Source organism: Streptomyces sp. NPDC045678 (genome assembly GCF_056432085.1).
The window spans coordinates 327,196-350,746 of the sequence record NZ_JBWKJS010000001.1; the positions used below are offsets into that span (position 1 = coordinate 327,196).

16 protein-coding genes and 1 pseudogene are annotated in these 23,551 nt (G+C 72.5%); 10 read left to right on the forward strand and 7 right to left on the reverse strand.

Annotated features, from left to right (window positions below; genetic code table 11):
• Positions 1-4: 4 nt before the first annotated feature.
• Positions 5-865, forward strand: a complete 861-nt coding sequence (locus AC07DO_RS01475; RefSeq protein ID WP_479056244.1) for an acyl-CoA thioesterase — start codon at positions 5-7, stop codon at positions 863-865.
• Between the two features lie 46 nt (positions 866-911).
• Positions 912-1,883 carry a cation diffusion facilitator family transporter gene (locus AC07DO_RS01480; protein ID WP_479056246.1) on the forward strand — a complete coding sequence of 324 codons (972 nt, stop codon included), beginning with the start codon at positions 912-914 and terminating at the stop codon, positions 1,881-1,883.
• Here AC07DO_RS01480 and AC07DO_RS01485 read toward each other — a convergent pair.
• Both AC07DO_RS01485 and AC07DO_RS01490 read right to left on the reverse strand, forming a co-directional pair.
• A complete protein-coding gene (locus AC07DO_RS01485) occupies positions 1,844-2,632 on the reverse strand; it encodes a phosphatase (RefSeq protein ID WP_479056248.1) in 789 nt (262 codons plus the stop codon). The two genes, AC07DO_RS01480 and AC07DO_RS01485, sit on opposite strands and share 40 nt — an antisense overlap.
• Before the next feature lie 203 nt (positions 2,633-2,835).
• Positions 2,836-4,299 carry a PucR family transcriptional regulator gene (locus AC07DO_RS01490; protein WP_479056249.1) on the reverse strand — a complete coding sequence of 488 codons (1,464 nt, stop codon included), beginning with the start codon at positions 4,297-4,299 and terminating at the stop codon, positions 2,836-2,838.
• Between the two features lie 177 nt (positions 4,300-4,476).
• On the opposite strand from AC07DO_RS01490, the gene AC07DO_RS01495 reads away from it, so the two are divergent.
• From AC07DO_RS01495 to AC07DO_RS01525, 7 genes are all read left to right on the forward strand, one after another.
• Positions 4,477-5,940: a sodium:solute symporter family protein gene (locus tag AC07DO_RS01495; protein ID WP_479056250.1), complete on the forward strand. Its 1,464-nt coding sequence runs from the start codon at positions 4,477-4,479 to the stop codon at positions 5,938-5,940.
• Between the two features lie 56 nt (positions 5,941-5,996).
• The gene (gene speB, locus AC07DO_RS01500) at positions 5,997-6,983 is read left to right on the forward strand and encodes an agmatinase (RefSeq protein ID WP_479056251.1); all 987 of its coding nucleotides are present in this window, start codon (positions 5,997-5,999) and stop codon (positions 6,981-6,983) included.
• 106 nt (positions 6,984-7,089) lie between these two features.
• Positions 7,090-8,778, forward strand: a complete 1,689-nt coding sequence (locus tag AC07DO_RS01505) for a thiamine pyrophosphate-binding protein (RefSeq protein WP_479056252.1) — start codon at positions 7,090-7,092, stop codon at positions 8,776-8,778.
• A gap of 134 nt (positions 8,779-8,912) precedes the next feature.
• Complete coding sequence (locus AC07DO_RS01510; RefSeq protein ID WP_479056253.1) at positions 8,913-9,851, forward strand: serine hydrolase; 939 nt, start codon at positions 8,913-8,915, stop codon at positions 9,849-9,851.
• An 81-nt stretch (positions 9,852-9,932) separates the two neighbouring features.
• Positions 9,933-13,694 carry an ABC transporter ATP-binding protein gene (locus AC07DO_RS01515; RefSeq protein WP_479056254.1) on the forward strand — a complete coding sequence of 1,254 codons (3,762 nt, stop codon included), beginning with the start codon at positions 9,933-9,935 and terminating at the stop codon, positions 13,692-13,694.
• A 122-nt stretch (positions 13,695-13,816) separates the two neighbouring features.
• Positions 13,817-14,227 carry a hypothetical protein gene (locus tag AC07DO_RS01520; protein WP_479057490.1) on the forward strand — a complete coding sequence of 137 codons (411 nt, stop codon included), beginning with the start codon at positions 13,817-13,819 and terminating at the stop codon, positions 14,225-14,227.
• A 102-nt stretch (positions 14,228-14,329) separates the two neighbouring features.
• A complete protein-coding gene (locus AC07DO_RS01525; RefSeq protein WP_479056255.1) occupies positions 14,330-15,766 on the forward strand; it encodes an aminopeptidase in 1,437 nt (478 codons plus the stop codon).
• Positions 15,767-15,901: 135 nt separating this feature from the next.
• On the opposite strand, the gene AC07DO_RS01530 is transcribed toward AC07DO_RS01525, so the two are convergent.
• The 3 genes from AC07DO_RS01530 to AC07DO_RS01540 all read right to left on the reverse strand — a co-directional run bounded on the left by AC07DO_RS01530 (position 15,902) and on the right by AC07DO_RS01540 (position 20,610).
• Entirely contained in the window at positions 15,902-16,555 is a 654-nt protein-coding gene (locus AC07DO_RS01530) for a hypothetical protein (protein WP_479056256.1), read from the reverse strand.
• Between the two features lie 78 nt (positions 16,556-16,633).
• Positions 16,634-18,502 (reverse strand): glycoside hydrolase family 3 protein, encoded by a 1,869-nt coding sequence (locus AC07DO_RS01535; RefSeq protein WP_479057491.1) that lies wholly within the window; start codon positions 18,500-18,502, stop codon positions 16,634-16,636.
• Positions 18,503-19,605: 1,103 nt separating this feature from the next.
• A complete protein-coding gene (locus AC07DO_RS01540; protein WP_479056257.1) occupies positions 19,606-20,610 on the reverse strand; it encodes a LysR family transcriptional regulator in 1,005 nt (334 codons plus the stop codon).
• Between the two features lie 108 nt (positions 20,611-20,718).
• Here AC07DO_RS01540 and AC07DO_RS01545 point away from each other — a divergent pair, with 108 nt between their 5' ends.
• Positions 20,719-21,792, forward strand: coding sequence for an EamA family transporter (locus tag AC07DO_RS01545; RefSeq protein WP_479056258.1), 1,074 nt, complete (start codon positions 20,719-20,721; stop codon positions 21,790-21,792).
• On the opposite strand, the pseudogene AC07DO_RS01550 reads toward AC07DO_RS01545, so the two are convergent.
• Positions 21,776-22,459, reverse strand: a pseudogene (locus AC07DO_RS01550) (sugar phosphate isomerase/epimerase family protein); the annotation flags it as partial. The gene AC07DO_RS01545 and the pseudogene AC07DO_RS01550 overlap by 17 nt on opposite strands.
• A 66-nt stretch (positions 22,460-22,525) precedes the next feature.
• On the reverse strand, positions 22,526-23,509 hold the full coding sequence (locus AC07DO_RS01555; protein ID WP_479056260.1) for a bifunctional helix-turn-helix transcriptional regulator/GNAT family N-acetyltransferase: 984 nt from the start codon (positions 23,507-23,509) through the stop codon (positions 22,526-22,528).
• Positions 23,510-23,551: the final 42 nt, after the last annotated feature.

Consider the following 23,551-nt stretch of genomic DNA (forward strand, 5'->3'; position numbering starts at 1 on the left):
CTTCATGAACCAGGCACTTGAAGCCCTCCTCGACCTGCTCGACCTGGAGCAGATCGAGGAGGACATCTTCCGGGGCGTGAGCCGCTCGGCGCTCGTGCCCCGCGTCTTCGGCGGCCAGGTCGCCGCACAGGCCCTCGTCGCCGCGGGCCGCACCGTCCCCGACGACCGCCCCGCCCACTCCCTCCACGCCTACTTCCTGCGTCCGGGGGACCCCGGCGCGCCGATCGTGTACTCCGTGGACCGGATCCGCGACGGGCGCTCCTTCACCACGCGCCGCGTCGTCGCCGTCCAGCACGGGCAGCCGATCTTCCACCTCTCCGCGTCCTTCCAGACGTACGAGGAAGGCCTTGAGCACCAGGCGCAGATGCCATCCGCGCTCGACCCGGAGACGCTGCCCACCGCCGCCGAGATGCTCCCGCGCCACCTGCCGAAGGACGTCGCCGACCGGCTCGTCGAGACCCGAGCCGCCGTCGACCTGCGCTACGCCGACACACCGCCCTGGGGCACCGTCGGGCAGCCCCGCGAACCGCGCTCCCAGGTGTGGTTCCGCGCCAACGGCAAGCTGGCCGACGACTCCTTGCTCCACGTCTGTCTGGCCACGTACGTCTCCGACATGACGCTCCTCGACTCGGTGCTGCTCGCGCACGGCAGGGGCGGCTGGGCCGTCGGCGACGTGGTCGGCGCCTCGCTCGACCACGCGATGTGGTTCCACCGGCCCTTCCGCGCGGATGAGTGGCTCCTCTACGACCAGGAGTCGCCGTCGTCCTCCGGCGGGCGCGGCCTCGGCCAGGCGCGGATCTGGACGCAGGACGGGCGGCTCGCGGTCACGGTCATCCAGGAGGGTGTGGTCAGGGTCCCGCGGTGAGGTCCGGCGTTCGCGTCTCCCGCTGATCGGACATACCGTCCGATACATGAGTGAGCAACCCTCCGAGGCGGGCGGCGAGAGTGCTTTCACCGTCATCGTCGCCGCCGTCGCCAATCTCGGGATCGCGCTGGCCAAGGCCGTCGCGGGCGTCATCAGCGGCTCCAGCGCCATGCTCTCCGAAGCGGCCCACTCCGTCGCCGACACCGTCACCGAGCTGATGCTGCTCGTCTCCCTGAAGGCCAGCGACAAGCCCGCCGACGAGGAGCACCCCCTCGGCTACGGAGGCGCCCGCTACATCTGGGCGCTCCTCGCCTCCGTCGCCACGTTCGTCGGCGGCGGCGTCTTCGCCGTCTACGACGGCATCCACACGCTCACCCACGGCGAGGACCCCGGCGACCCCCTCGTCTCGTACGTCGTGCTCGGCATCGCCTTCCTCCTGGAGGGCTACTCGCTGCGCACCGGCCTCAAGCAGGCACGCGGCGAGGCCGACCGCTTCGGAGTCCACATCAAGCGCTATCTGCGCCACACCCCCGACACCGCGGTCAAGGCCGTCGTGATGGAGGACTCCGCGGCACTGGTCGGCCTCGTGCTCGCCGCGGCCGGGCTCCTCGGCGGGCAGCTCACCGGGTCCGGCGTGTGGGACGGCATCGCCTCGCTCTGCATCGGCGTGCTCCTCGTGTACGTCGCCTGGGTCCTCGGGCATGCCAACTCCGAGCTCCTCATCGGACGCCCGCTGCCGCCGGAGATGCGGGCGGCGGTCCGCGCCGAGCTCCTCGCCGACCCGCACGTGGTGGACGTACTGGAGCTGACCACGCTCCTCCAGGGCCCCAAGGAGGCCCTGGTCGCCGCGAAGGTCGACTTCCGGGACGTGTCGAGCGCGGCGGACATCGAGCGGGCCTGCGACCGGATGGCGCTCCGCGTCCAGGAACGCTTCCCCGCGGTCCGCAGGGTCTACCTGGACCCGACACCGGGCCCCGCTCAGGCGCCGGGCGTCAGCCCCGCCGCGTCGAGCAGGTAGGCCGTCATCGGGTCGTAGTGGCGCGGGCTCGTCACGTGGTCGTCGAGCGGCACCGTCACCTGCACGGTGCCCTCGGCCTCGCCGATGAACAGCGCCGGGTCGTTGCAGTCCGCGTAGCCGACGGAGTCCAGGCCGCGCTGGCCCGCGCGGCCCGCCCAGCCGTGGTCGGCGACGACGAGGTCCGGCTGCGGCCGTCCCTCGCGCTCCAGGCCGTCCAGGATCGCGTTCATCGGCTCCGGCGAGTGCGTGTGCCACAGCGTCGCGCCGCGCTCCAGCATCGCCACGTCCGCGAACTGGAAGACCATGCCCTCGTCGGCCGTCAGGCCCTCGGGGATCACGACGATCTCGCAGCCCGCGGCGCGCAGGGCGGCGGCCGTCGCGCGGTGCACGTCGAGCAGTCCTCCGGGGTGACCGGTGGCGAAAAGCACCCTCTCCTTGCCGGCGGCCGCCTTCCGCAGGCGTGCGGCCATCCGCTCCAGGGCGGCGACCGTCAGCTCCGGGTCGATCGTGTCCTGGCCGTACCGGTGCTCCGGGTCGTCGATGACGCCGCAGCGCTCGGCCATCACCGCGAGGACGTCCTGCTCGTCCGTCCAGCGGTCGCCGAGCTCGAGCCCCAGCCAGTAGTGGCGGTCGCCGTTCGCGAGCTTCCTGTAGTGGCTGAGGTTGTTGTCGCGAGGCGTGGCTACGTCGCCCGCGATGCGGGTGCGGACGAGGTGATCGACTAGCGCGGCGCGGCTGGGTATCGGCATGTCTCTCATTGTGCGGGACGAGTGCTCTGCGCAGGGGGCGGGATCGCTCAGCCTGCGGCTGCGGTGCGGGTCTGTGGGGGCTTGTCGCGCAGTTCCCCGCGCCCCCGAACTCGCGCCTCCGTGACGCGCGCCCCCAAACTCGCGTCCCCGGACCCGCGTCCCCGGACCCGCGTCCCCGGACCCGCGTCCCCGACGGGGCTCCTTCAGTGGGGTCTGCTCAGGGCGAACCAGAGTTCCATGCGGACGTCCGGGTCGTTCAGGTCGGTGGCCAGGAGGGTCGTGCAGCGGGCGATGCGTTGGCGGACCGTGTTGCGGTGGACGCCCAGGGCCACTGCCGTGCGGTCCCAACTGCCGTGCAGGGAGAGCCAGGTGCGCAGCGTCGACGTCAGGGTCTCGTTGTCGGCCAAGGGCGACAGCAGCACGCGCGCGTGGGCGTCGGCCTCCTCGGGGGCGATCAGGTCGGCGACGCCGTTGGCGTGCTGGCGGACGAGGGGGGCCCGGGTGGCCTCCGCGCGGCGCAGGGCGCGGGCCGCCTGGGCGTCCGCTGCCGCGAGGCCCGCCGCGGGCGCCGGTGCGGAGGCGCCGAGAGTCCAGCCCTCCAGGGGGGTGATGTCGAGGTCGGCGGGGACGAGGAGGCGTACGGGGTCCTCACCCGGGTCGACCAGCGCCGTGCCCAGCGCCGTGGCGAGCGCGGAGGCCGACAGGGGAGTGGTGCGGTCTCCGCGCGCGTGCACCACGGTCCACAGCTCGCTCCCCAGGAGCGCGCCCACCGTGTGCGCGGGCGCGCCCAGGAGCAGGCGGACCAGCGCCGCCGACCGCGCCGCCTCCGACGTGCCCTGGTGTTCCCCCGTGAGCAGCGACAGCAGCACCACCGCCGCGCCCGCGATCGTGTGGTCGCCCGGCTCGCGGCGGTCCGTGGCCACCCCGAGCGCGAAGCCGCGGCCGCCGCCCAGCGCGTACGCGGCCAGGTGCGTGGCGCCCGCCGTGTCGGCCGCGGAGGCCGGGGCGGAGGGGGCGGCGCGGCGCACCACGCCCGTCAGCTCGCGGAGCGCGTCCCGCGCCGCCTCCCGCACGAGGCCCGCCGACTGGATCTCCGTGCCGTCGGGGCCGTACAGGACCGCCGCGCCGCCCAGCCGCGACGCAAGCTGGCGCAGGACGGCCGGTACCGGGTCCGTCCTTGCCGCCGCCGTGGCGAGGCCCTGCTGCGCCTCCGTGACCCGGCGCAGCTCCGCGTGCCGTGCCTCGGCCATCAACCGCCACACGGCGCGGGCGACCCCGCTGAACGTGGTGCGCCGGGGGACCTCGACCAGCGGCAGCCCGTGCCGGTCGCAGGCCTCGGCCAGGGCGCGCGGCACCGTGTCGTGCACGGGCGCCACGCCGAAGCCGAGGGCCGCGCCGCCCGCGGCGACGATGCGGGAGACGTACGCGTCCAGGTGGTCGCCGGCCGCGTCCGACGGGTCCGCGATGTGCACGCCCGCCGTGAGGAGCAGCTCGCCGCCGAGGAGGTACGGGTAGGGGTCCGCCATCTCCGAGGTGTGCACCCACTGCACGGCCGTGCCCGCCGCCCGCGCGTCGGGTCCGGCGAGCTGCCGCAGGCCCAGGTCCTCGCGGGCGAGCAGCGCGGCGAGCGGCACGGGCGGGGTGGGCGGAGCCGTGGGGTCGGCCATATGGGCATTCCATCCGTACAGGTCGCGGCGAGTGGAGGAAACGTACACTTCAGCGTTGCTTTCCGGCCACCTAAGGTCGTGCCGACCGGAGGCCGCGGGTACGGGCGGATGTCCCCGCGGCCGGTCCTCACCCCCATCTGCACGACCCGCCACCGAGGTGCGCGAAGGAGGCCCCCCATGGCCGTCGACTACACAGTGATCGTCGTCTATCTCGCAGGGATGCTGGCCATGGGCTGGTGGGGCATGCGCCGCGCCAAGTCCAAGAGTGAGTTCCTGGTCGCCGGTCGCCGCCTCGGACCCTGGATGTACTCCGGGACCATGGCCGCGATCGTCCTCGGCGGCGCCTCCACCATCGGCGGTGTCGGCCTCGGCTACCAGTACGGGCTCTCCGGCGCCTGGATGGTCTTCACCATCGGCCTGGGCCTGCTCGCGCTGAGCGTGTTCTTCTCGGCCCGCATCGCGCGCCTGAAGGTCTACACCGTCTCCGAGATGCTCGACCTGCGCTACGGCGGGCGCGCGGGCGTCATCTCCGGAGTGGTCATGTGGGCTTACACGCTGATGCTCGCGGTCACCTCGACCATCGCGTACGCCACGATCTTCGACGTCCTCTTCGACCTGAACCGCACCGTGGCGATCGTCATCGGCGGTTCGATCGTCGTCGCGTACTCGACGCTCGGCGGCATGTGGTCCATCACGCTCACCGACATGGTGCAGTTCGTGGTGAAGACCATCGGCGTGCTGCTGCTCCTGCTGCCCATCGCGGTCGTCAAGGCCGGCGGGTTCGGCGAGATGAGGGCCGAGCTGCCCACCGAGTACTTCGACCCGCTGGGCGTCGGCGGCGAGACGATCTTCACGTACGTGCTGATCTATACGTTCGGCATGCTCATCGGGCAGGACATCTGGCAGCGCGTCTTCACCGCCCGCAGCGACAGGGTCGCCCGCTACGGAGGCACCGTCGCCGGCACATACTGCCTGGTGTACGCCATCGCGGGCGCCGTCATCGGCACCGCGGCCAAGGTCATGTACCCGAAGCTGCCGAGCGCCGACGCGGCCTTCGCGACCATCGTCAAGGACGAACTGCCCGTGGGCGTGCGGGGGCTGGTTCTCGCGGCCGCCCTCGCCGCCGTGATGTCGACGTCCTCCGGAGCGCTCATCGCCTGCGCCACCGTCGCCAACAACGACATCTGGTCGCGGCTGCGGGGCGCGGTGGGGAAGCCGGCCGGCGAGGCGCACGACGAGGTCAGGGGCAACCGCGCCTTCATCCTCGTCATGGGCGTCGCCGTCATCGTCATCGCCATCGCGCTCAACGACGTCGTCGAGGCCCTGACCGTCGCGTACAACCTGCTCGTCGGCGGTCTCCTTGTGCCGATCCTCGGCGGGCTGCTCTGGCGGCGCGGGACGGCGGCGGGCGCGCTCGCGGCCGTCGTCGCCGGCGGTCTGTCCGTGATCGGCCTGATGTGGTGGTACGGGATCCTCGCCAACGAGCCCGTCTACTACGGCCTGTTGACCTCCCTCACCGTGTACGCCGTCGTCTCCCTCGCCACGAGGCCGACCGACGCGCAGGTCCTCGCGGCCTGGCGCGAGCGGCTCGCCGGACGCGCCGCCGAGCCCGTGGCGGAACCGGCCCCCACACCTCAGTAGAGTCAGAAAGCGCCCACAAAGCGCATCGAAGCGTAAAAAGGAAGGCACTCCCCACCATGAGCAGCAACGAGACGCCCCGCGGCCCCGTCGACTCCTCCCGCATCCCGCGGTACGCGGGCCCGGCGACGTACGCCCGGCTGCCCCGCCTCGACGAGGTCGGCGGCAAGACGGACGTCGCCGTGGTCGGCGTGCCGTTCGACAGCGGCGTCTCGTACCGTCCCGGCGCCCGCTTCGGCGGCAACGCGATCCGCGAGGCCTCCCGCCTCCTGCGCCCCTACAACCCGGCGCAGGACGCCTCGCCGTTCGCGCTCGCGCAGGTCGCGGACGCCGGTGACATAGCGGCCAACCCGTTCAACATCAACGAGGCCGTGGAGACGATCGAGGCCGCCGCCGACGACCTCCTCGGCTCCGGCGCCCGCATGATGACCCTCGGCGGCGACCACACCATCGCGCTGCCGCTGCTCCGCTCGGTCGCCAAGAAGCACGGTCCTGTCGCGCTGCTCCACTTCGACGCGCACCTGGACACCTGGGACACCTACTTCGGTGCCGAGTACACGCACGGCACGCCGTTCCGCCGCGCCGTCGAGGAGGGCATCCTCGACACCGAGGCGCTCTCCCACGTCGGCACGCGCGGCCCGCTCTACGGCAAGAAGGACCTCACCGACGACGAGAAGATGGGCTTCGGCATCGTCACCTCGGCGGACATCTACCGCCGCGGCGCCGACGAGGTCGCCGACCAGCTCCGCCAGCGCATCGGCGACCGCCCCCTCTACATCTCCATCGACATCGACTGCCTCGACCCGGCCCACGCGCCCGGCACCGGCACCCCCGAGGCCGGCGGCATGACCTCCCGCGAGCTCCTGGAGATCCTGCGCGGCCTCGCCTCCTGCAACCTCGTCTCCGCCGACGTCGTCGAGGTCGCCCCGGCCTACGACCACGCGGAGATCACGGCCGTCGCGGCCTCCCACACGGCCTACGAACTGACGACGATCATGAGCAGGCAGATCGCCGCCGCCCGCGGCGCGGAGCAGAGCACGAAGTGACCACGGCCGCAAGGCTGTTGGGTGCCCGTGCCCGCCGGGCCGTACGCGGCCCGGCGGCCGGAGCGCCTGCCGGGCCGTGGCCCGGACGAGACGGAGGAGACGTCGCATGACCCACGACCACGACCTGGTGCTGCGCCCCACGCCGCGCCAGACCGAGGCCGCCCTGAACCCGCCCCCCGGGCGCAACGGCGGCGACCTCGTCATGGAGACCCTCGCCGGCCTCGGTGCGACCACCGTCTTCGGCCTGCCCGGCCAGCACGCGCTCGGCATGTTCGACGCGCTGCGGCGCTCCCCGCTCTCGTACGTCGGATTCCGCGTCGAGAACAACACGGGCTTCGCGGCGGACGCGTACGGCCGCATCACCGGTGAGGTCGCCCCGCTGCTGCTCTCCACCGGGCCCGGCGCGCTCACCTCGCTCGCCGCGCTCCAGGAGGCGGCCGCGGGCTCCTCCCCGGTCCTCGCCATCGGCAGCCAGGTCCCGGTGGCCGGGCTCGGCGGCGGCCGCCACGGCTATCTGCACGAACTCCGCGACCAGCAGGCCTCGTTCAGGGACGTCGTGAAGTCCGTGCACACGGTCCGTACGGCCTCGCAGATCCCGTCCGCCGTCGCCGCGGCCTGGGAGTCCGCGCTCACCGCGCCGCACGGCCCGGTATGGGTGGAGATCCCGCAGGACGTGCTGCTCGCCGAGACGACGCTGCCGGTCGTCACCGCGATGGACGCGACGCCCGAGGAGGTCGTGCCGCGCCCCGAGCTGACCGCGGTCGCCGCCGACCTGCTGTCCCGCGCCGAGCGCCCCGCGATCATCGCGGGCGGCGGCGTCGTGCGCTCGGACGCCTCCGGCAAGCTGCGCGCGCTCGCCGAGCTGGTGAACGCCCCCGTCGTCACGACGTTCGGCGGCAAGGGCGCCTTCCCCTGGGAGCACCCGCTCTCGCTCCAGTCCTGGCTGGAGGACCGGCACACCACGGACTTCCTGGAGGACGCGGACGTCCTGCTCGTCGTCGGCTCCGGCCTCGGCGAGCTCTCCTCGAACTACCACACGTTCGCGCCCCGCGGCCGGGTGATCCAGATCGAGGCGGACGCCGGGAAGCTGGAGTCCAACCACCCCGCACTCGGCATCCACGCGGACGCGCGGACCGCGCTTTCGGCACTCCTCGAGACCATCGAGGAGCCGCGCGAGGACGCCTCGGCGCCCGAGCGGGTCGCGGCGGTCCTCGGCAGGGTCCGCGAGCGGATCGCCGCCCAGGACCTCACCCTGGAGCAGCAGGTCCTCGCCGCCGTGCGCGAGGCCCTGCCGGACGCGGCACCGTCCTTCTGGGACATGACGATCCTCGCGTACTGGGCGTGGTCGGCGTTCGACGCGCGGCGCCCCAACACGATGCACTCGGCGCAGGGCGCGGGCGGCCTCGGCTACGGCTTCCCGGCCGCCCTCGGCGCGGCCGTCGCGGACCCCTCCCAGCCGGTGCTCGCCGTCTCGGGCGACGGCGGCGCGATGTACTCGATCGCGGAGCTGGCGACGGCACGGCAGTACAACCTGCCCGTGACCTGGCTGATCGTCGACGACGGCGGCTACGGCATCCTGCGCGAGTACATGTCCGACGCCTTCGGCGAGGCGACGGCCACGGAGCTCGCGCGCCCGGACTTCGTGAAGCTCGCGGAGTCCTTCGGAGTGCCGGGCGTGCGGTCGTCGCCGGAGACGCTCCGGGACGACCTCGCGAAGGCGCTGGCCGAGCCGGGGCCTTCGGTCGTGGTGCTCCCGGCACTGCTGCGGATGTTCGCGCCCACGCATCTGGGCTGATCGATGCAGATTTTCATATAAGTCAGTGCAACCATTCACCGGTGCCGGTGAGTCATGTGTGATGAGCGTGCCGGGGGGCGCGCTTGTACGGGCCCCGAGGGTCTTGTACGGACCCAAGGGGACGGGAAAATTCCATGACTCACCCGGTATCGGGTATATCCAGGCGTGCCCGCGTGCTCTCGGCGGGCCTCGCCGCCGGCGTGCTGCTGCCGCTCGGCGCGACCGCCGCCGCCACGCCCGCCGCAGCCGCGACGGCGCCGCAGGTCACCTGCACCTCCGGACAGGCCGGCCTCGCCGCGAAGCTCACCAAGGACATCACCGCCGCGCTCAAGAACCGCAAGGGCACCGTCGCGGTCGGCCTCCACGACCGCACCACGAAGACGACCTGCACCCTGCGCGGGTCCACCTCGTACGACTCAGCGAGCGTCGTCAAGGCGACCGTCCTCGCGGCGCTCCTGTGGGATGCGAAGAAGACCGACCGGAAGCTGTCCGAGCGCGAGTCGGACCTCGCGTACGCCATGATCACCAAGTCGGACAACGACGCGACCAGCAAGCTCTGGCGGCAGCTCGGCACGGGGAAGATCAAGGGGTTCCTCGCGGCCGCGAAGATGACCAAGACCGTGCCCGGCTCCGGCGGCTACTGGGGGCTGACCCGGATCAACGCGACCGACGAGCAGAAGCTCCTCGCGCTGATCACCGCCAAGAACTCCGTCCTGAGCGACAACGCGCGCGCCTACATCCTCAAGCTGATGGGCAAGGTCGTCTCCTCCCAGCGCTGGGGCACCCCCGCGGGCACGCCGTCCGGCGTCTCCATCCACGTCAAGAACGGCTGGCTCCAGCGGTCGACGCACGGCTGGCGCGTGCACAGCATCGGCGCGTTCAAGGGCGGCGGCCACGACTACACGATCTCCGTGCTCACCCACGGCAACAGCACGATGAACTACGGCGTCGCCACGATTCAGGGGGTGGCCAAGGCGGTGCACAAGGACCTCGCGCCCCGTGCGGCGTCGGCGAGCAGGTACGCGCCCACGGACCAGCCCCGTGAGGCTTTCGTGGCGGTGCCCGCCGCCTGAGACCGGTTTGTTGCGGCGGGATGAAATCCGCGTCCCGCCGTGTTGGGCCTCTCGGCAGGTCAGGTCGACGGGAGGCAGCACGTGACGGAGCAACGGGGCGGGGTTCGGCAGGAGGAATCCGGCTGGGCCAGGCGACTCACCGGGTACGCGTGGCGATACCCGAAGGACGTCGTGCTCGCGCTCGGCTCCTCGCTCGGCGGCATGGCCGTCATGGCTCTCGTACCGCTGATCACCAAGGTGATCATCGATGACGTCATAGGCCAGGACGGCCAGGGCGGCGGCCGCTCCATGGGCCCCTGGGCGGGCGCCCTGATCGGCGCCGCCCTCGTCGTCTACGTCCTCACCTACATCCGCCGCTACTACGGCGGCCGCCTCGCCCTCGACGTCCAGCACGACCTGCGGACCGAGATGTACGGGACGATCACGAAGCTCGACGGGCGGCGCCAGGACGAACTGTCCACCGGGCAGGTCGTCGGCCGCGCCACCAGCGACCTGCAGCTCATCCAGGGTCTGCTCTTCATGTTGCCGATGACCATCGGCAACATCCTGCTCTTCGTGATCTCGCTCGTGATCATGGCGTGGCTCTCCCTGCCGCTCACCCTCGTCGCCCTCGCCGTCGCCCCCGCCCTCTGGGTCATCGCCCGCCGCTCCCGCTCCCGGCTGCACCCCGCCACCTGGTACGCGCAGGCGCAGGCCGCCGCCGTCGCCGGAGTGGTCGACGGCGCCGTCAGCGGCGTACGCGTGGTGAAGGGCTTCGGTCAGGAGGAGCAGGAGACCGGGAAGCTCCGCGAGGTCGGGCGCAAGCTCTTCGCCGGACGGCTGCGGACCGTCCGCCTCAACTCCCGCTACACCCCCGCCCTCCAGGCCGTCCCCATGCTCGGCCAGGTCGCCATGCTCGCCGTCGGCGGCTGGCTCGCCGTCAAGGGCGAGATCACCCTCGGCACCTTCGTCGCCTTCTCCACCTACCTCGCCCAGCTCGTCGGACCCGTGCGCATGCTCGCCATGGTCCTGACCGTCGGCCAGCAGGCCCGCGCCGGCGTGGAGCGCGTCCTCGAACTGATCGACACCGAGCCGAGCATGGAGGACGGCCGCAAGGAGCTGCCCGCCGACGCCCCGGCCACCGTCGAGTTCGACGACGTCTCCTTCGCCTACGAGGACGACCGGCCCGTCCTCGACGGCCTCTCCTTCGAGATCCGCCCCGGCGAGACCCTCGCCGTCGTCGGCTCGTCCGGCAGCGGCAAGTCGACCGTCTCGCTGCTCCTGCCGCGCTTCTACGACGTGACGCACGGCGCCGTCCTCATCGGCGGCCACGACGTGCGCGAGCTGACCCTCGACTCCCTGCGCTCCGCCATCGGGCTCGTCCCCGAGGACTCCTTCCTCTTCTCCGACACCGTGGGCGCCAACATCGCCTACGGCCACCCGGAGGCCACCCGCGAGCAGATCGAGACCGCCGCGCGCGCCGCCCAGGCCCACGGCTTCATATCCGAGCTGCCCGAGGGGTACGACACCAAGGTCGGCGAGCAGGGCCTGACCCTCTCCGGCGGCCAGCGCCAGCGCATCGCGCTCGCCCGCGCCATCCTCACCGACCCCCGCCTCCTCGTCCTCGACGACGCCACATCGGCCGTCGACGCGCGCGTGGAGCACGAGATCCACGAAGCGCTGCGCGGCGTCATGGCGGGCCGCACCACCCTCCTCATCGCCCACCGCCGCTCCACCCTCGGCCTTGCCGACCGCATCGCCGTCCTCGACGAAGGACGCCTCGCCGACCTCGGCACGCACGAGGAGCTGGAGGAGCGCTCCGCCCTCTACCGGCGGCTGCTCACCGACCCCGACGAGCTCGGCGGCGTCTCCCCGGGCCACGCGCTCCCCGCCGACCTGCCCGAGGACACCTCCGTACGCGAGGAGCTCGACGCCGAGTTCGACGCGGAGCGCGGCATCACGCCCGCCCTGTGGACCGGCGACCGGGACGCCAAGAGCGCCAAGGACCCGGCACTCGCCGGGATGCCGTCCACGCCCGAGCTCCTCGCCCAGGTCGAGGCGCTGCCCCCGGCCACCGACACCCCCGGCATCGACGAGGCGCGGGCCGTCACGCCCGAGGAGTCGTACGGGCTGCGCAGGCTGCTCGCCGGATTCGGCGTGCCGCTGCTGTTCAGCCTGCTCCTCGTAGCCGTCGACGCGGGCATGGGGCTGCTGCTGCCCGTCCTGATCCGGCACGGCATCGACGAGGGCGTCAGCGACCTCGCGCTCGGCGCCGTCTGGACCGCCTCGGGGCTCGCGCTCGCCGCCGTCGTCGTGCAGTGGGCGGCGCAGACCGGTGAGACGCGCATGACGGGACGTACGGGTGAGCGGGTGCTCTACTCACTGCGGCTGAAGATCTTCTCGCAGCTCCAGCGGCTCGGCCTCGACTACTACGAGCGGGAGCTCACCGGGCGCATCATGACCCGGATGACGACCGACGTCGACGCGCTCTCCACGTTCCTCCAGACCGGGCTCGTCACCGCGTTCGTCTCCGTCGTGACCTTCTTCGGCATCATGGTCGCCCTGCTCGTCATCGACGTGGAGCTCGCCCTCGTCGTCTTCGCGACGCTGCCGCTGCTGATCGTCGGCACGTACTTCTTCCGCAAGTCCAGCGTGAAGGCGTACGAGCTGGCGCGCGAGCGCGTGTCCGCGGTCAACGCCGACCTCCAGGAGTCCGTGGCCGGGCTGCGCATCGTGCAGGCCTTCCGGCGCGAGCGGGCGGGCGCCGAACGGTTCGCCGAGAACAGCGACAGCTACCGCCAGGCCCGCATCCGCGGCCAGTGGCTGATCTCCGTGTACTTCCCGTTCGTGCAGCTCCTGTCCTCCGTCGCCGTCGTCGCCGTGCTGATCGTCGGCGCGGGCCGGGTCGAGGCGGGCACCCTGACGACCGGCGCGCTCGTCGCCTACCTCCTCTACATCGACCTGTTCTTCGCCCCCGTGCAGCAGCTCTCGCAGGTCTTCGACGGCTACCAGCAGGCGACCGTCTCGCTCGGCCGCATCCAGGAACTGCTCCAGGAGCCGACGTCGACGAAGACCGCCGACGAGCCCATGGAGGTGCTCTCCCTGCGCGGCGAGATCGCCTTCGAGGACGTGGACTTCGCGTACGCGGCCACGGGCGAGGGCGACCCCGAGGAGGCGCTCAGCGACGTGCGCCTGCGGATCCCGGCGGGACAGACCGTCGCGTTCGTCGGCGAGACCGGCGCGGGCAAGTCGACGCTCGTGAAGCTCGTCGCCCGCTTCTACGACCCCACGGGCGGCCGCGTCACGGTCGACGGCACGGACCTGCGCTCCCTCGACCTCACCTCGTACCGCCACCGCCTCGGTGTCGTCCCGCAGGAGGCGTACCTCTTCGCGGGCACCGTCCGCGACGCCATCGCGTACGGCCGACCCGACGCCACCGACGCCCAGGTCGAGGCCGCCGCCCGCGCGGTCGGCGCCCACGACATGATCGCCACCCTGGACGGTGGCTACCTCCACGAGGTGAGCGAACGCGGCCGCAACCTCTCCGCGGGACAGCGCCAGCTGATCGCGCTGGCCCGCGCCGAACTGGTCGACCCCGACATCCTGCTCCTCGACGAGGCGACGGCCGCGCTGGACCTCGCCACGGAGGCGCAGGTCAACCAGGCCACCGACCGCATCGCGGGCAAGCGGACCACGCTGGTCGTCGCCCACCGCCTCACCACGGCCGCCCGCGCCGATCGCGTCGTCGTGATGGACCATGGCCGGGTCGCCGAGGACGGCACGCACGAGGAGCTCCTCGCGCTGGACGGGCGGTACGCGCGCCTGTGGCGGACGTTCGTGGGGGAGCCGGTCGAGGCGGTCTGAGCGGGTGCCGGGCAAAGGTGCCGGTAACCGGTTGCCGAAAAAGGGGCGGGATCCCGCAACCGCACGGGCCGCGGGCTGCGTCCGTACCTCAGAACGTTGAGACAGGAGTGGCGGGAGGGGCAATCGTGAGCAGTGGGCGCGGCAGTGGTCGGATACGACGGCGGCTGACGCTCGGCACCGCCGTGCTCGCAGCCGCCGTACTCCTCGCCCTCGCGGGCCCCGGCACCTCGTCGGCCCAGGCCGTCGACGGGCTCTGCGCCGGCCGCAAGGTGCGCACCCTGCCCTTCAGCACCGGCCGCGTCGACGTCTTCAAATCCCGCGGCTACGTCTGCGCCGTGGTCGTCGCCAAGCGCACCGGCGCCCGCAAGTCGATGTCCGTCAGCGTCAAGGCACGCGGCGGCCGCCCCGCCCGCGACAAGGGCCACTACAGCCACCACGCGGGCCCGGTGACGGTCCACGCGGGCCACCGCTGCGTGTGGGTGAAGGGGAAGATCAGCGGCCGCGGGGTCAGTTCGGGCTGGATTCTCTGCTGAAGTCCGGTCTGTGACCGCACGATGTCCCGATAACTCCCCCTGGTGCGGACCCAGTTGCTCCCGTAGGTTCCGGGGCATTGCTGTGTCGACAGGGGAGGGTGCATGCGCAAGACGCTCAGATGGGTGCTGTCGCTCGTGGTGCTGATAGGCACGATGGGCGTGGCCGGAGCGACGACCGGGGCGGCGACGGCCGCGGACCACACGAGAACCAACAGTCATGCTGACAGCACCGATATCAAGGACAGGCTGCTCGCCATACCCGGCATGAGCCTGATCGAGGAGAAGCCCTACCCGGGATACCGATTCTTCGTCCTCAACTACACCCAGCCGGTGGACCACCGGCACCCGTCCAAGGGCACCTTCAAGCAGCGCCTGACCGTGCTGCACAAGGACACCAGCCGCCCGACGGTCTACTACACCAGCGGCTACAGCGTCTCCACGGCCCCCAGCCGCCGCGAGCCGACGCAGATCGTCGACGGCAACCAGGTCTCCATGGAGTACCGCTACTTCACGCCCTCGCGCCCCCAGCCGGCCGACTGGTCCAAGCTCGACATCTGGCAGGCCGCCAGCGACCAGCACCGCATCCACCAGGCGCTGAAGCCGATCTACGGCAAGAAGTGGCTGGCCACGGGCGGCTCGAAGGGCGGCATGACCGCCACGTACTACGAGCGCTTCTACCCGCGTGACATGGACGGCGTCGTCGCGTACGTCGCCCCCAACGACGTGGTCGACAAGGAGGACTCGGCGTACGACAGGTTCCTCGCCGGCGTCGGACCGCGCGAGTGCCGCACCCGGATCCAGGACGTCCAGCGCGAGGCGCTGGTGCGCAGGGAGCCGCTGTCCGCGAAGCTCTCCGCCTACGCCGAGGCCGAGGGCTACACCTTCAAGACCGTCGGCACGCTCGACAAGGCCTTCGAAGCAGTCGTCATGGACCTGGTGTGGGGCTTCTGGCAGTACCAGCCGGCCGCCACCGCCTGCGGCAAGATCCCGACCGCGGCCACGGCGACCGACCAGGAGATCTTCGACTACGTCGACTCGGTGGGCGGCTGGTCCTCCTACACCGACCAGGGCCTGGAGCCCTACACGCCGTACTACTACCAGGCGGGCACGGAACTCGGCGCGCCCACCATCGGCCAGCCCTGGCTCGGCGGCCTCAGCCGCTACGGCTACCAGCCGCCGCGCAACTTCGTGCCGCGCGACATCCCGATGACGTTCAAGCCGCACGCGATGCGGGACGTCGACCGCTGGGTGCGGCACAACGCGCACCGGATGATGTACGTGTACGGCGAGTACGACCCGTGGGGCGCCGAGCCGTTCAGGCCCGCCCGGGGCGCCAAGCACGACTCGTACGTCTTCACGGCGCCCGGCGCCAACCACGGCGCGAACGTGGCGCAGCTCGTCGCCACCGACAAGGCGAAGGCGACGCAGCGGATCCAGGCGTGGGCCGGGGTGTCCTCTCCCTCGGGCAAGCCGCTGGCCGCGTACGACAAGAAGCTGGACCGGCGCGACGTGCGCAAGGAGCAGACGCTGCGCCCGTGAGGCACCGATCCGCTCATGTCGGGCGCTGACCCGCTCATGTCGGGCGCTGACCCGCACATGCCGGGCGCTGACCCGCACATGTCGGGTGCTGGAGGGCCGGTCCGGTTCGGGCCGGTCCTTCAGTGTTCGCGGGAGTCACATGTGTACCGCGCACCCCACCGGACGCGCACCGTCCAGCGTCACGTAGAGCCGCGTGGCGGCGGGACACCCGGCCCGGTCCTCCACCGCCGACGACACCAGGTACTCCGGGGGCCGTTCGCCGGAGCCGTCGCAGGCCGTCTCCCGCACCTCGCCGCGCCCCGCCCCGTACACGCAGTCGCCGACGACCGTCCGCGGGCCGCCGCCGCGCCCGGGGTCGCCGGGATGCGGTGCCTCCAGATTCCGCATGCAGGCGTACCCCTGAGGCACCTCGCCGTCACCGTCCTCGTCGACGGCGGGCCTGCTCTCGCTGACGTGCAGCACGAAATCGGTACGGGCCGGGCAGGCGGGCCCCTCCTTGACCTTGCCGTCGTAGCGCGCGATGACCCGCGCGGCGGCCCGCTCGCTGCCGCACGGCACCTCCGTGAAGGACTCGCGCCCCCGCGAACTGCACTCGTCCACGGCGAGGAAGCCGGTACCGAAGCCGGAGGGCCGGGCGGAGGAGGGGGTGGCGGAAGCCCGTGATCCTGATCCGGACGGCTTCTGGCAACCCGTCACCGCCGCGGCGGTCGTCGCGACGGCCGCGGTGAGCAGCAGAGCACAGACGGCCCGGCCGGCCGTACGCGGCCACCCCGAGTCGCAGGCAATCATGGCCATCCCCCCGATGCGTGCACCCAGCGTGACCCGCCGCGGCGGGCGCACGCCAGGCGTGCGGGGGCTTTGGGGTTCTTAGTCTTGGTACGTCAGTCCGTGCCCGATCGGATACAGCACCTGAGCGGGATCGTCCGCCCGCCGCACCGGCACGGGAAGTCGCCCCTGCGGGGCGGTGCGGCCCGCGATCACCCGTGCGGCGGCGCGCAGCTCGACGTCCGTCCAGCAGTACGAGGCGAGGGCGGCGTCCACGGGCGGCAGGTGCGCCACGTCGTAGGGGTTGCGGATCGCGAGGGCGATGACGGGGAGACCGGTGGCCTTGAGGGCGGCGACGAGGCCGACTTGGCCGGTGTTCTCGCCGTCGTACTCGTCGTTCTCGTCGTACTCGTTGCTGTCGTCCGGGTCCGTCGCCCGGTGGGCGCGGGCGTGCGGAGCGGGGCTCCGGTCCAGGGTGGTGTTCGCCGCCTGGGTGTTGTCCTTGGTGGCGGCGTGCGTGCTGATGTTGTACGTGGCCACGAGGACGGCGTCCTGACCCCGGGCGTCGGCCACCGCCTGCTCGATGGTCGCCTTGTCGGGCGCGGTGCCTGTGGGCAGCGCGACGGCCTGGAAACCGAGGCTGTTGAGGGCGCCCGCGAGGACCGTGGTCGGCGGTCCTGTGGTGCCGGACGGCGAACGGGGGTCCGCGCCGACGACCAGGACGCGGGGGTGGGTGGCGGGGGACAGGGGGAGGAGCGCGTCGGTGTTGACCAGGAGGGTCGTGGTCGCGTCGGCGATGTGGTCGGCGGCGACGAGGTGGGCGGGGGTGCCGACGGTGGCGTCGACGGAGGGGGTGGGGGCGGAAGGGGTGGGGGTGGAAGGGGTGGGAGTGGAGAGGGTGGGGGCGGGTGGCGTTGACGGTGCCGGTTCCCTCTCCAGCACCTGGTTCGACATCTGGTTCAGCACCTGGTTCAGGAGACCTGCCCGTGCCTTCATGCGGAGCACGCGGAGGACGGACTCGTCGATACGTTCCTCCGTCAGCTCGCCGCTCCGGACGGCCTCGATGACCGCGTTCCAGGCGACGTCGGGGCGGGGCGGGTTGAGGAGCTGGTCGGCGCCGGCCTTGAGCGCGAGTACGGCCACCCGGTCGTCGCCGTACTTCGTGCGGACGCCGCGCATGGCGAGGGAGTCGGTGGCGATGACGCCGTCGTAGCCGAGCTCCTCCCGGAGGATGCCGGTGAGGATCGGGTGGGAGAGCGTGGCGGGGTCGCCGGAGGGGTCCAGGGCGGGCACCACGATGTGGGCGGTCATGACGGAGTCGACGCCTGCGGCGATCGCGGCGCGGAAGGGGGGCGCGTCGTAGCGGTCCCACTCCTCGCGGGTGTGGCTGATGTGCGGCAGCTCGGTGTGGCTGTCGTCGGTCGTGTCACCGTGGCCGGGGAAGTGCTTGGCGGCGGTGGCGATGCCGGCGCTCCGGTAGCCGTCGATCTGGGCGGCCACGAATCCGGCGACGGCGTCGGGGTCGGCGCCGAAGGAGCGTACGCCGATGACGGGGTTGGCCGGGTCGACGTTCACGTCGGCGTCCGGGGCGTGGTTCTGGTGGATGCCGAGGGCGCGGAGTTCGGTGCCGGCGATCCGGGCGGCCTCACGGGCGTGCTCGTGCGAGCCGGAGGCGCCGAGGGCCATGGCGCAGGGGAGGAGGGTCGCGGGGGCGCCGATGCGGGCGACGGCGCCGTGCTCCTGGTCGACGGAGATCAGGACGGGGAGGGTGGGGGCGGCCTTCTGGATGCCCTCGGAGAGCTCGGCGATCTGGTGCGGGGAGCGGGTGTTGTGGGCCCAGCCGAAGTAGATGATGCCGCCGAGCCGGTACCGGGCGATGAGCCCGGCGGCGTCGCGCACGCCGAGCTCGCGGAGGTTGGTGTCGACGTCCGCCTGGTCGGGGTCGGTGGCGGTGTGCCCGTACACGTGCATCACGAAGAGCTGGCCGACCTTGTCCTCCAGGGACAGGGTGCGGATGAGGGCGCGGAGCGGGTGGTCGCGGTCGTGGTCGTGGTCGCGGTCGCGGTCGGCGGATGCGGACAAGGAGTGCTCCTGCGGCTGGGCTGGCTGGGCTGGAGGGGCTGGCGGGGCCGGCCTGAAGATTAGTTTCAGGAGCAACGGATATCCCGAAGATTTCTGCCGGTCAAGGGATGGGGCCCTGAGGGGCCGTCACCGGCGCTGTTGGAGGGGGGCGCACCGGTGACGGCGGGCTGTCGGCCGCAGGCGGCGGAGAGGGTGATCAGCGTTCGCAGCCAGCAGCGATGCCGACACCGCCGTGCGGAGACTCACCGACAGCGTGCGGGTTGGACGCGCGGGGGCGGCGGGGGGTTCCCCCTCCTGGCCGGGCTGGGGTTCGCCTGTTGCCCGTGGGTGGGGGCGGGGCCGCGGGGGTATGTGCGTACTCGCCATCCCTGCGCCCCGCGGAATGTCCCCGGCCGCCCCCGTGTGCTCGGTGCTCCGTGCGCACATACCCCCACGTCCCCTCGGGCGCGCGAGCGGCTGCGACCCCGGTGGGAGGTGGGGTACGAGCGCCGCCGCCCGGTCGGAGGTGGGGTGGGAGCGCCTCCGCCCGGTGGGTGCTGGGGCGCCCGGGCCGGTGGGGCGCGACCCCCCTCGCCCGGCGGGAGGCGGGGCGTGATCACGCTCGTCCGGAGGGGGTGGAGTGCGGTCACCCCCGCTCGGCGGGAGCCGGGGCGCGACCACCTCCGCCCGGTGGGTGCTGGGGCGCGACCACCTCCGCTCGGTGGGTGCTGGGGGTTCCCCGTGGATACTCTGAGCTCCCCCCACCCCCCCCGGTGGCTATCGCAAGTTCTCACCCACCCCCCGTGGCTTGCTACAAGCTCCCCCCCACCCGCTCCCACGTGGCTACTGTGAGCCCCCCCAACCCCCCCCATGGCTACTGTGAACCCCCCCGCTCGCCCCCGTACTACTGCGAGCCTCCCCCCCCCCACCCGCCCCTACTCCCGCTGGACGTCGCGGGGTGAACGGGTGGGTGGGTGGGGAGCTTCCGCCGCGAAGCGGCGGGGGTGGTGCTCCTACTCGTACGGGGCGGTGCGGGGTGAACGGGTGGGTGGGTGGGAGTGATCCGCCGCGGAGCGGCGGGGGTGGTGCTCCTGGCCCAGCGGGGCGGTGCGGGGTGGACCCTGCGGAGCCCAGTGCAACTGCAGCGTGCGGACCGTTTCGGCGATCGCGGGCCGCCGAGACGCCCCCGCCCGCCACAGCGCGTACAGGCGCCGGACCGGCACGGGAGCGAGGGGAACCGTGACCGCCCCGGACGGGATCGGCCCGCGCCCGAGGCGCGGGATGAGCGCGACCCCGAGCCCCGCCGCGACCAGCGCGACCAACGTGGGATTCTCCTCCGCCTGATGGGCGATGTCCGGCTCGCACCCCGCCTCCCGAAGCGTCCGGATGAGCCACTCGTGGCAGACGAGACCGGGAGGCTGCGTGATCCACCGCTCGGACTTGAGCTCCTCGCGCCGGACGGACTCCCGCCCCGCGAGCCGGTGGTCGTGCGGCACGACGAGGTCGCAGAAGTCGTCGCCGATGACCGCCTGTTCGACCCCCGGCGGCGTCGGAATCGGCGCGATGTCCCAGTCGTGGGCGACGGCCATGTCGACCGCCCCCTTGGCCACGAGGTCGATGGACAGATGCGGGTCGATCTCCGTCATGCGGGTGTCGAGGGAGGGGTGACGCCGCGCCAGGTCCGCGAGGACGGCCGGCATCAGCCCCCGCGCCGCCGAAGCGAACGCCGCGATCGTGAGCCGCCCCGCGGGCACCCCGCGCCGCTCCTCCAACTCGGTCTCCGCACGCTCGACGATGGCCAGCAACTCCCGCGCCGTGTCGGCGAGATGGCGGGCCTCCTCGGTGAGCGCGACCCCGCGGCCCTGCCGTTCGAGCAGAGTCGTCCGCGTCTCGCGCTCCAGTTTGGCGATCTGCTGGGAGACGGCGGACGGGGTGTATCCGAGCGCGGTGGCCGCCGCGCCGACCGTGCCGTGAACGGAGACGGCGTGCAGCGCGCGGAGCCGGCCGAGATCGAGCACGAGAAGAACCCCCAAAGGCACCGGACCCACACCATGAAGCGTTGCTTCATTCAACCATGCAGAGATCCGCGCTGGTGCTACACATTCCCGCCGGGTGATCCTCGACGCATGCGACCCGCACACATCTGCCTGGCCGTCCTCGTCGCCGCCGTATGGGGCGTCAACTTCGTCGTCATCGAAGTGGGACTCGACCACTTCCCGCCGCTGCTCTTCTCCGCCCTCCGCTTCCTCGTCGCCGCCCTGCCCGCCGTCTTCTTCGTGGGACGGCCGAAGGTGGCGTGGAAGTGGATCGTCGGGGTCGGACTCGCACTCGGCGTGGCCAAGTTCGGGCTGCTCTTCATCGGGATGGACGCCGGCATGCCGGCCGGTCTCTCGTCGCTGGTACTCCAGGTCCAGGCCGTCTTCACCGGATTCTTCGCGTACCTGGCGCTGGGGGAGCGGCCCGGCCGCGTACGGGTGACGGGCATGGTGCTCGCGCTCGGCGGGATCGCCGTGGCCGCCGTCGACGAGGGCGGGACCGGCCCGCTGACCGCGTTCGCGCTGCTCATGGGCGCCGCGGCCTGCTGGGGCGTCTCCAACGTCCTCACCCGCAAGGCGTCCCCGCCGGACTCCCTGAACTTCATGGTGTGGGTGAGCACGGTCCCGGTGCTGCCGCTGCTCGTGCTCTCCCTGCTCTTCGAGGGACCGTCCCGGGACCTCGACGCCCTGCGCTCCCTCGACTGGCAGGGCGCGGGCATCATCGTCTACGTCGCCTGGGTCACCACGGTCTTCGGCTTCGGCGCCTGGGGCTACCTGCTGCGCCGCCACCCCGCGTCGACGGTCGCCCCCTTCTCGCTGCTCGTCCCCGTCTTCGGGATGTCGTCGGCCGCCCTCGTCCTCGACGAGTCGGTGAGCGGCCTGCGGTGGTGTGCGGCGGCGCTGCTGGTGGGAGGGGTGTCGCTGGCCTCCTTCGCGAAAGCGGGGGCGGGACCGGAGGTGAGGGTGGGGGCGGGAACGGGGGCGACAGCAAGTACAGGTGCAGGCGTCGCCCCCAGCTCGACCGGGCTCCTCAGCCGGAGCGGTTCACCAGCCGTGACAACAGTTCCCGCCCCGGCCCCAACAGCTCCGGCAGCGGCGCCGCGTCCTCGTACCACCGCTTCTCGTACTCCCAGCACAGCCACCCCTCCCAGCTCTCCGCGCTGAGCCGCGCCACGCACTCCTCCAGCGGCAGGACTCCGGAGCCGAGGGCCAGGGGTGTCGTGTCGTCCGCGGACGCGATGTCCTTGACCTGTACGTAGCCGAGGTACGGGGAGAGCGCGGCGAAGGTCTCCGTGACGGACTCGTCGCCGAGCCAGGTGTGCATGAGGTCCCAGAGGGCGCCGACCTGGCGGTGCCCGACGGTGCCGAGGATGCGGGTGGCGTCGGCACCGGTGCGGTGCGAGTCGTGGGTCTCCAGGAGGATGCGTACGCCCGCGTCGGCGGCGTACCGCGCGGCGGTGCCGAGCCGCCGCGCGGCCGTCGCGTCGGCCTCGGCCGCGCCCTGCTCGGTGCCGCCGCCGGGGAAGACGCGGACGAAGGGGGCGCCCAGGTCGCGGGCGAGCGAGACGAGGGAACGTATCTCGTCGAGAACGGGCTCGTCGTCGCCGGGCGCCGCCACGCGCGCGTACCCGGCGATGCCGAGGATCTCCACCCCGGCCGCCTTGAACTCGGCCGCCACATCGGCCCGTTCGACGAGCCCGAGACCCGGGTGGACCGGCTCCTCGGGGTGCGCGCGGAGCTCGACGCCGTGGTAGCCGTGGGCGGTGGCGAGCTGCAGCACGTCGGGGACGGGCAGGCCGGGCACGCCGAGCGTGGAGAAGGCGAATTTCATGGTCCCGACAGTAGGCGGCGTGCGACCGTGGTCAACCCCGCCGCGAGGACGATGGACCCACGCGGCTCACTCGGGCCGCTCGTGCAGCGGAAGCAGCCAGTCCTGCCCGACGAGGTCGACGCCGAAGGAGCGGTGCGGCTTCTCGGCGACGAGGGCGAAGCCGTGGCGCCGGTAGATGCCGCGAGCCGATTCCAGTACGTCATTGGTCCACAGCGTCAGCTCGCGGTAGCCGACGCCCCGCGCGAACTCCACGCAGGCGGAGACCAGTTGGTCCCCGATGCCGAGCCCCCGCGCCTCGGGCTCGACGAGCAGCAGGCGCAGCCGGGCCGTGCCGGGCGCCTCGTCCCGTACGCACATCACGCACCCCGCGGGGCGCCCGTCGACCTCGGCGATCCACACTCGCTCCAGGTGCGGGTCATGGTCCTGGGAGAAGTCGGCGACTATACGGGCGACGAGGCCTTCGTACTCCGCGTTCCAGCCGAACTCCGCCGCGTACACGGCGGCGTTGCGCTGCACGATCCAGCCGAGGTCGCCGGGCCCCGGCTCCCGCAGCGTCACGTCCGCGCGGCGCTCGCGGCGGCGTTCCTGCCCCCGCCGCCCCTGCCCCCGCCGCCCCTGTCCGCGGCCGTCCTTCAGGATCTCCCGCACCGTGCGCATCGCCGCCGCGAGCCGGGACCGGTCGGCGGGAGGAACGTCGGCCAGCAGGGAGCCGACCGATTCCCGTGACCGCTCGTCGAGCAGCTCGGCGGCTTCGCGCCCGCGCGCGGTGAGCGTGATGCGCTGACGTCGCGAGTCGTCGGCCGACGGGGCCCGCTCGACCAGCCCGTCCCGCTCGAACTTGGCGAGGAGTCGGCTCAAATAGCCCGCGTCCAGGGAGAGATCCGCCCTGAGGTCGGCGGCGTCGGTGTGGGGTGCGCGGGCGAGTTCGTACAGGACGCGCGACTCGGTGAGGGTGTACGGGACGTACAGGTGGCGGCTGTAGTCGAGCGCGCCGATGAGGTTCGTGTAGAAGCGGTTGAAGGCGCGCATCTCGTGGATGGGTGTCGCCATTGCGCATCACTCTGGAATACCTTTGACTGAGTCAAAGGTAAC

Excerpts from the sequence above, each read along its gene's own strand:
- AC07DO_RS01475 (WP_479056244.1), top strand. The coding sequence starts at position 5 with ATGAACCAGGCACTTGAAGCCCTCCTCGACCTGCTCGACCTGGAGCAG.
- AC07DO_RS01480 (WP_479056246.1), top strand. The coding sequence starts at position 912 with ATGAGTGAGCAACCCTCCGAGGCGGGCGGCGAGAGTGCTTTCACCGTC.
- AC07DO_RS01485 (WP_479056248.1), bottom strand. The coding sequence starts at position 2,632 with ATGCCGATACCCAGCCGCGCCGCGCTAGTCGATCACCTCGTCCGCACC.
- AC07DO_RS01490 (WP_479056249.1), bottom strand. The coding sequence starts at position 4,299 with ATGGCCGACCCCACGGCTCCGCCCACCCCGCCCGTGCCGCTCGCCGCG.
- AC07DO_RS01495 (WP_479056250.1), top strand. The coding sequence starts at position 4,477 with ATGGCCGTCGACTACACAGTGATCGTCGTCTATCTCGCAGGGATGCTG.
- speB (WP_479056251.1), top strand. The coding sequence starts at position 5,997 with ATGAGCAGCAACGAGACGCCCCGCGGCCCCGTCGACTCCTCCCGCATC.
- AC07DO_RS01505 (WP_479056252.1), top strand. The coding sequence starts at position 7,090 with ATGACCCACGACCACGACCTGGTGCTGCGCCCCACGCCGCGCCAGACC.
- AC07DO_RS01510 (WP_479056253.1), top strand. The coding sequence starts at position 8,913 with ATGACTCACCCGGTATCGGGTATATCCAGGCGTGCCCGCGTGCTCTCG.
- AC07DO_RS01525 (WP_479056255.1), top strand. The coding sequence starts at position 14,330 with ATGCGCAAGACGCTCAGATGGGTGCTGTCGCTCGTGGTGCTGATAGGC.
- AC07DO_RS01530 (WP_479056256.1), bottom strand. The coding sequence starts at position 16,555 with ATGATTGCCTGCGACTCGGGGTGGCCGCGTACGGCCGGCCGGGCCGTC.
- AC07DO_RS01535 (WP_479057491.1), bottom strand. The coding sequence starts at position 18,502 with ATGCACGTGTACGGGCACACCGCCACCGACCCCGACCAGGCGGACGTC.
- AC07DO_RS01545 (WP_479056258.1), top strand. The coding sequence starts at position 20,719 with ATGCGACCCGCACACATCTGCCTGGCCGTCCTCGTCGCCGCCGTATGG.
- AC07DO_RS01555 (WP_479056260.1), bottom strand. The coding sequence starts at position 23,509 with ATGGCGACACCCATCCACGAGATGCGCGCCTTCAACCGCTTCTACACG.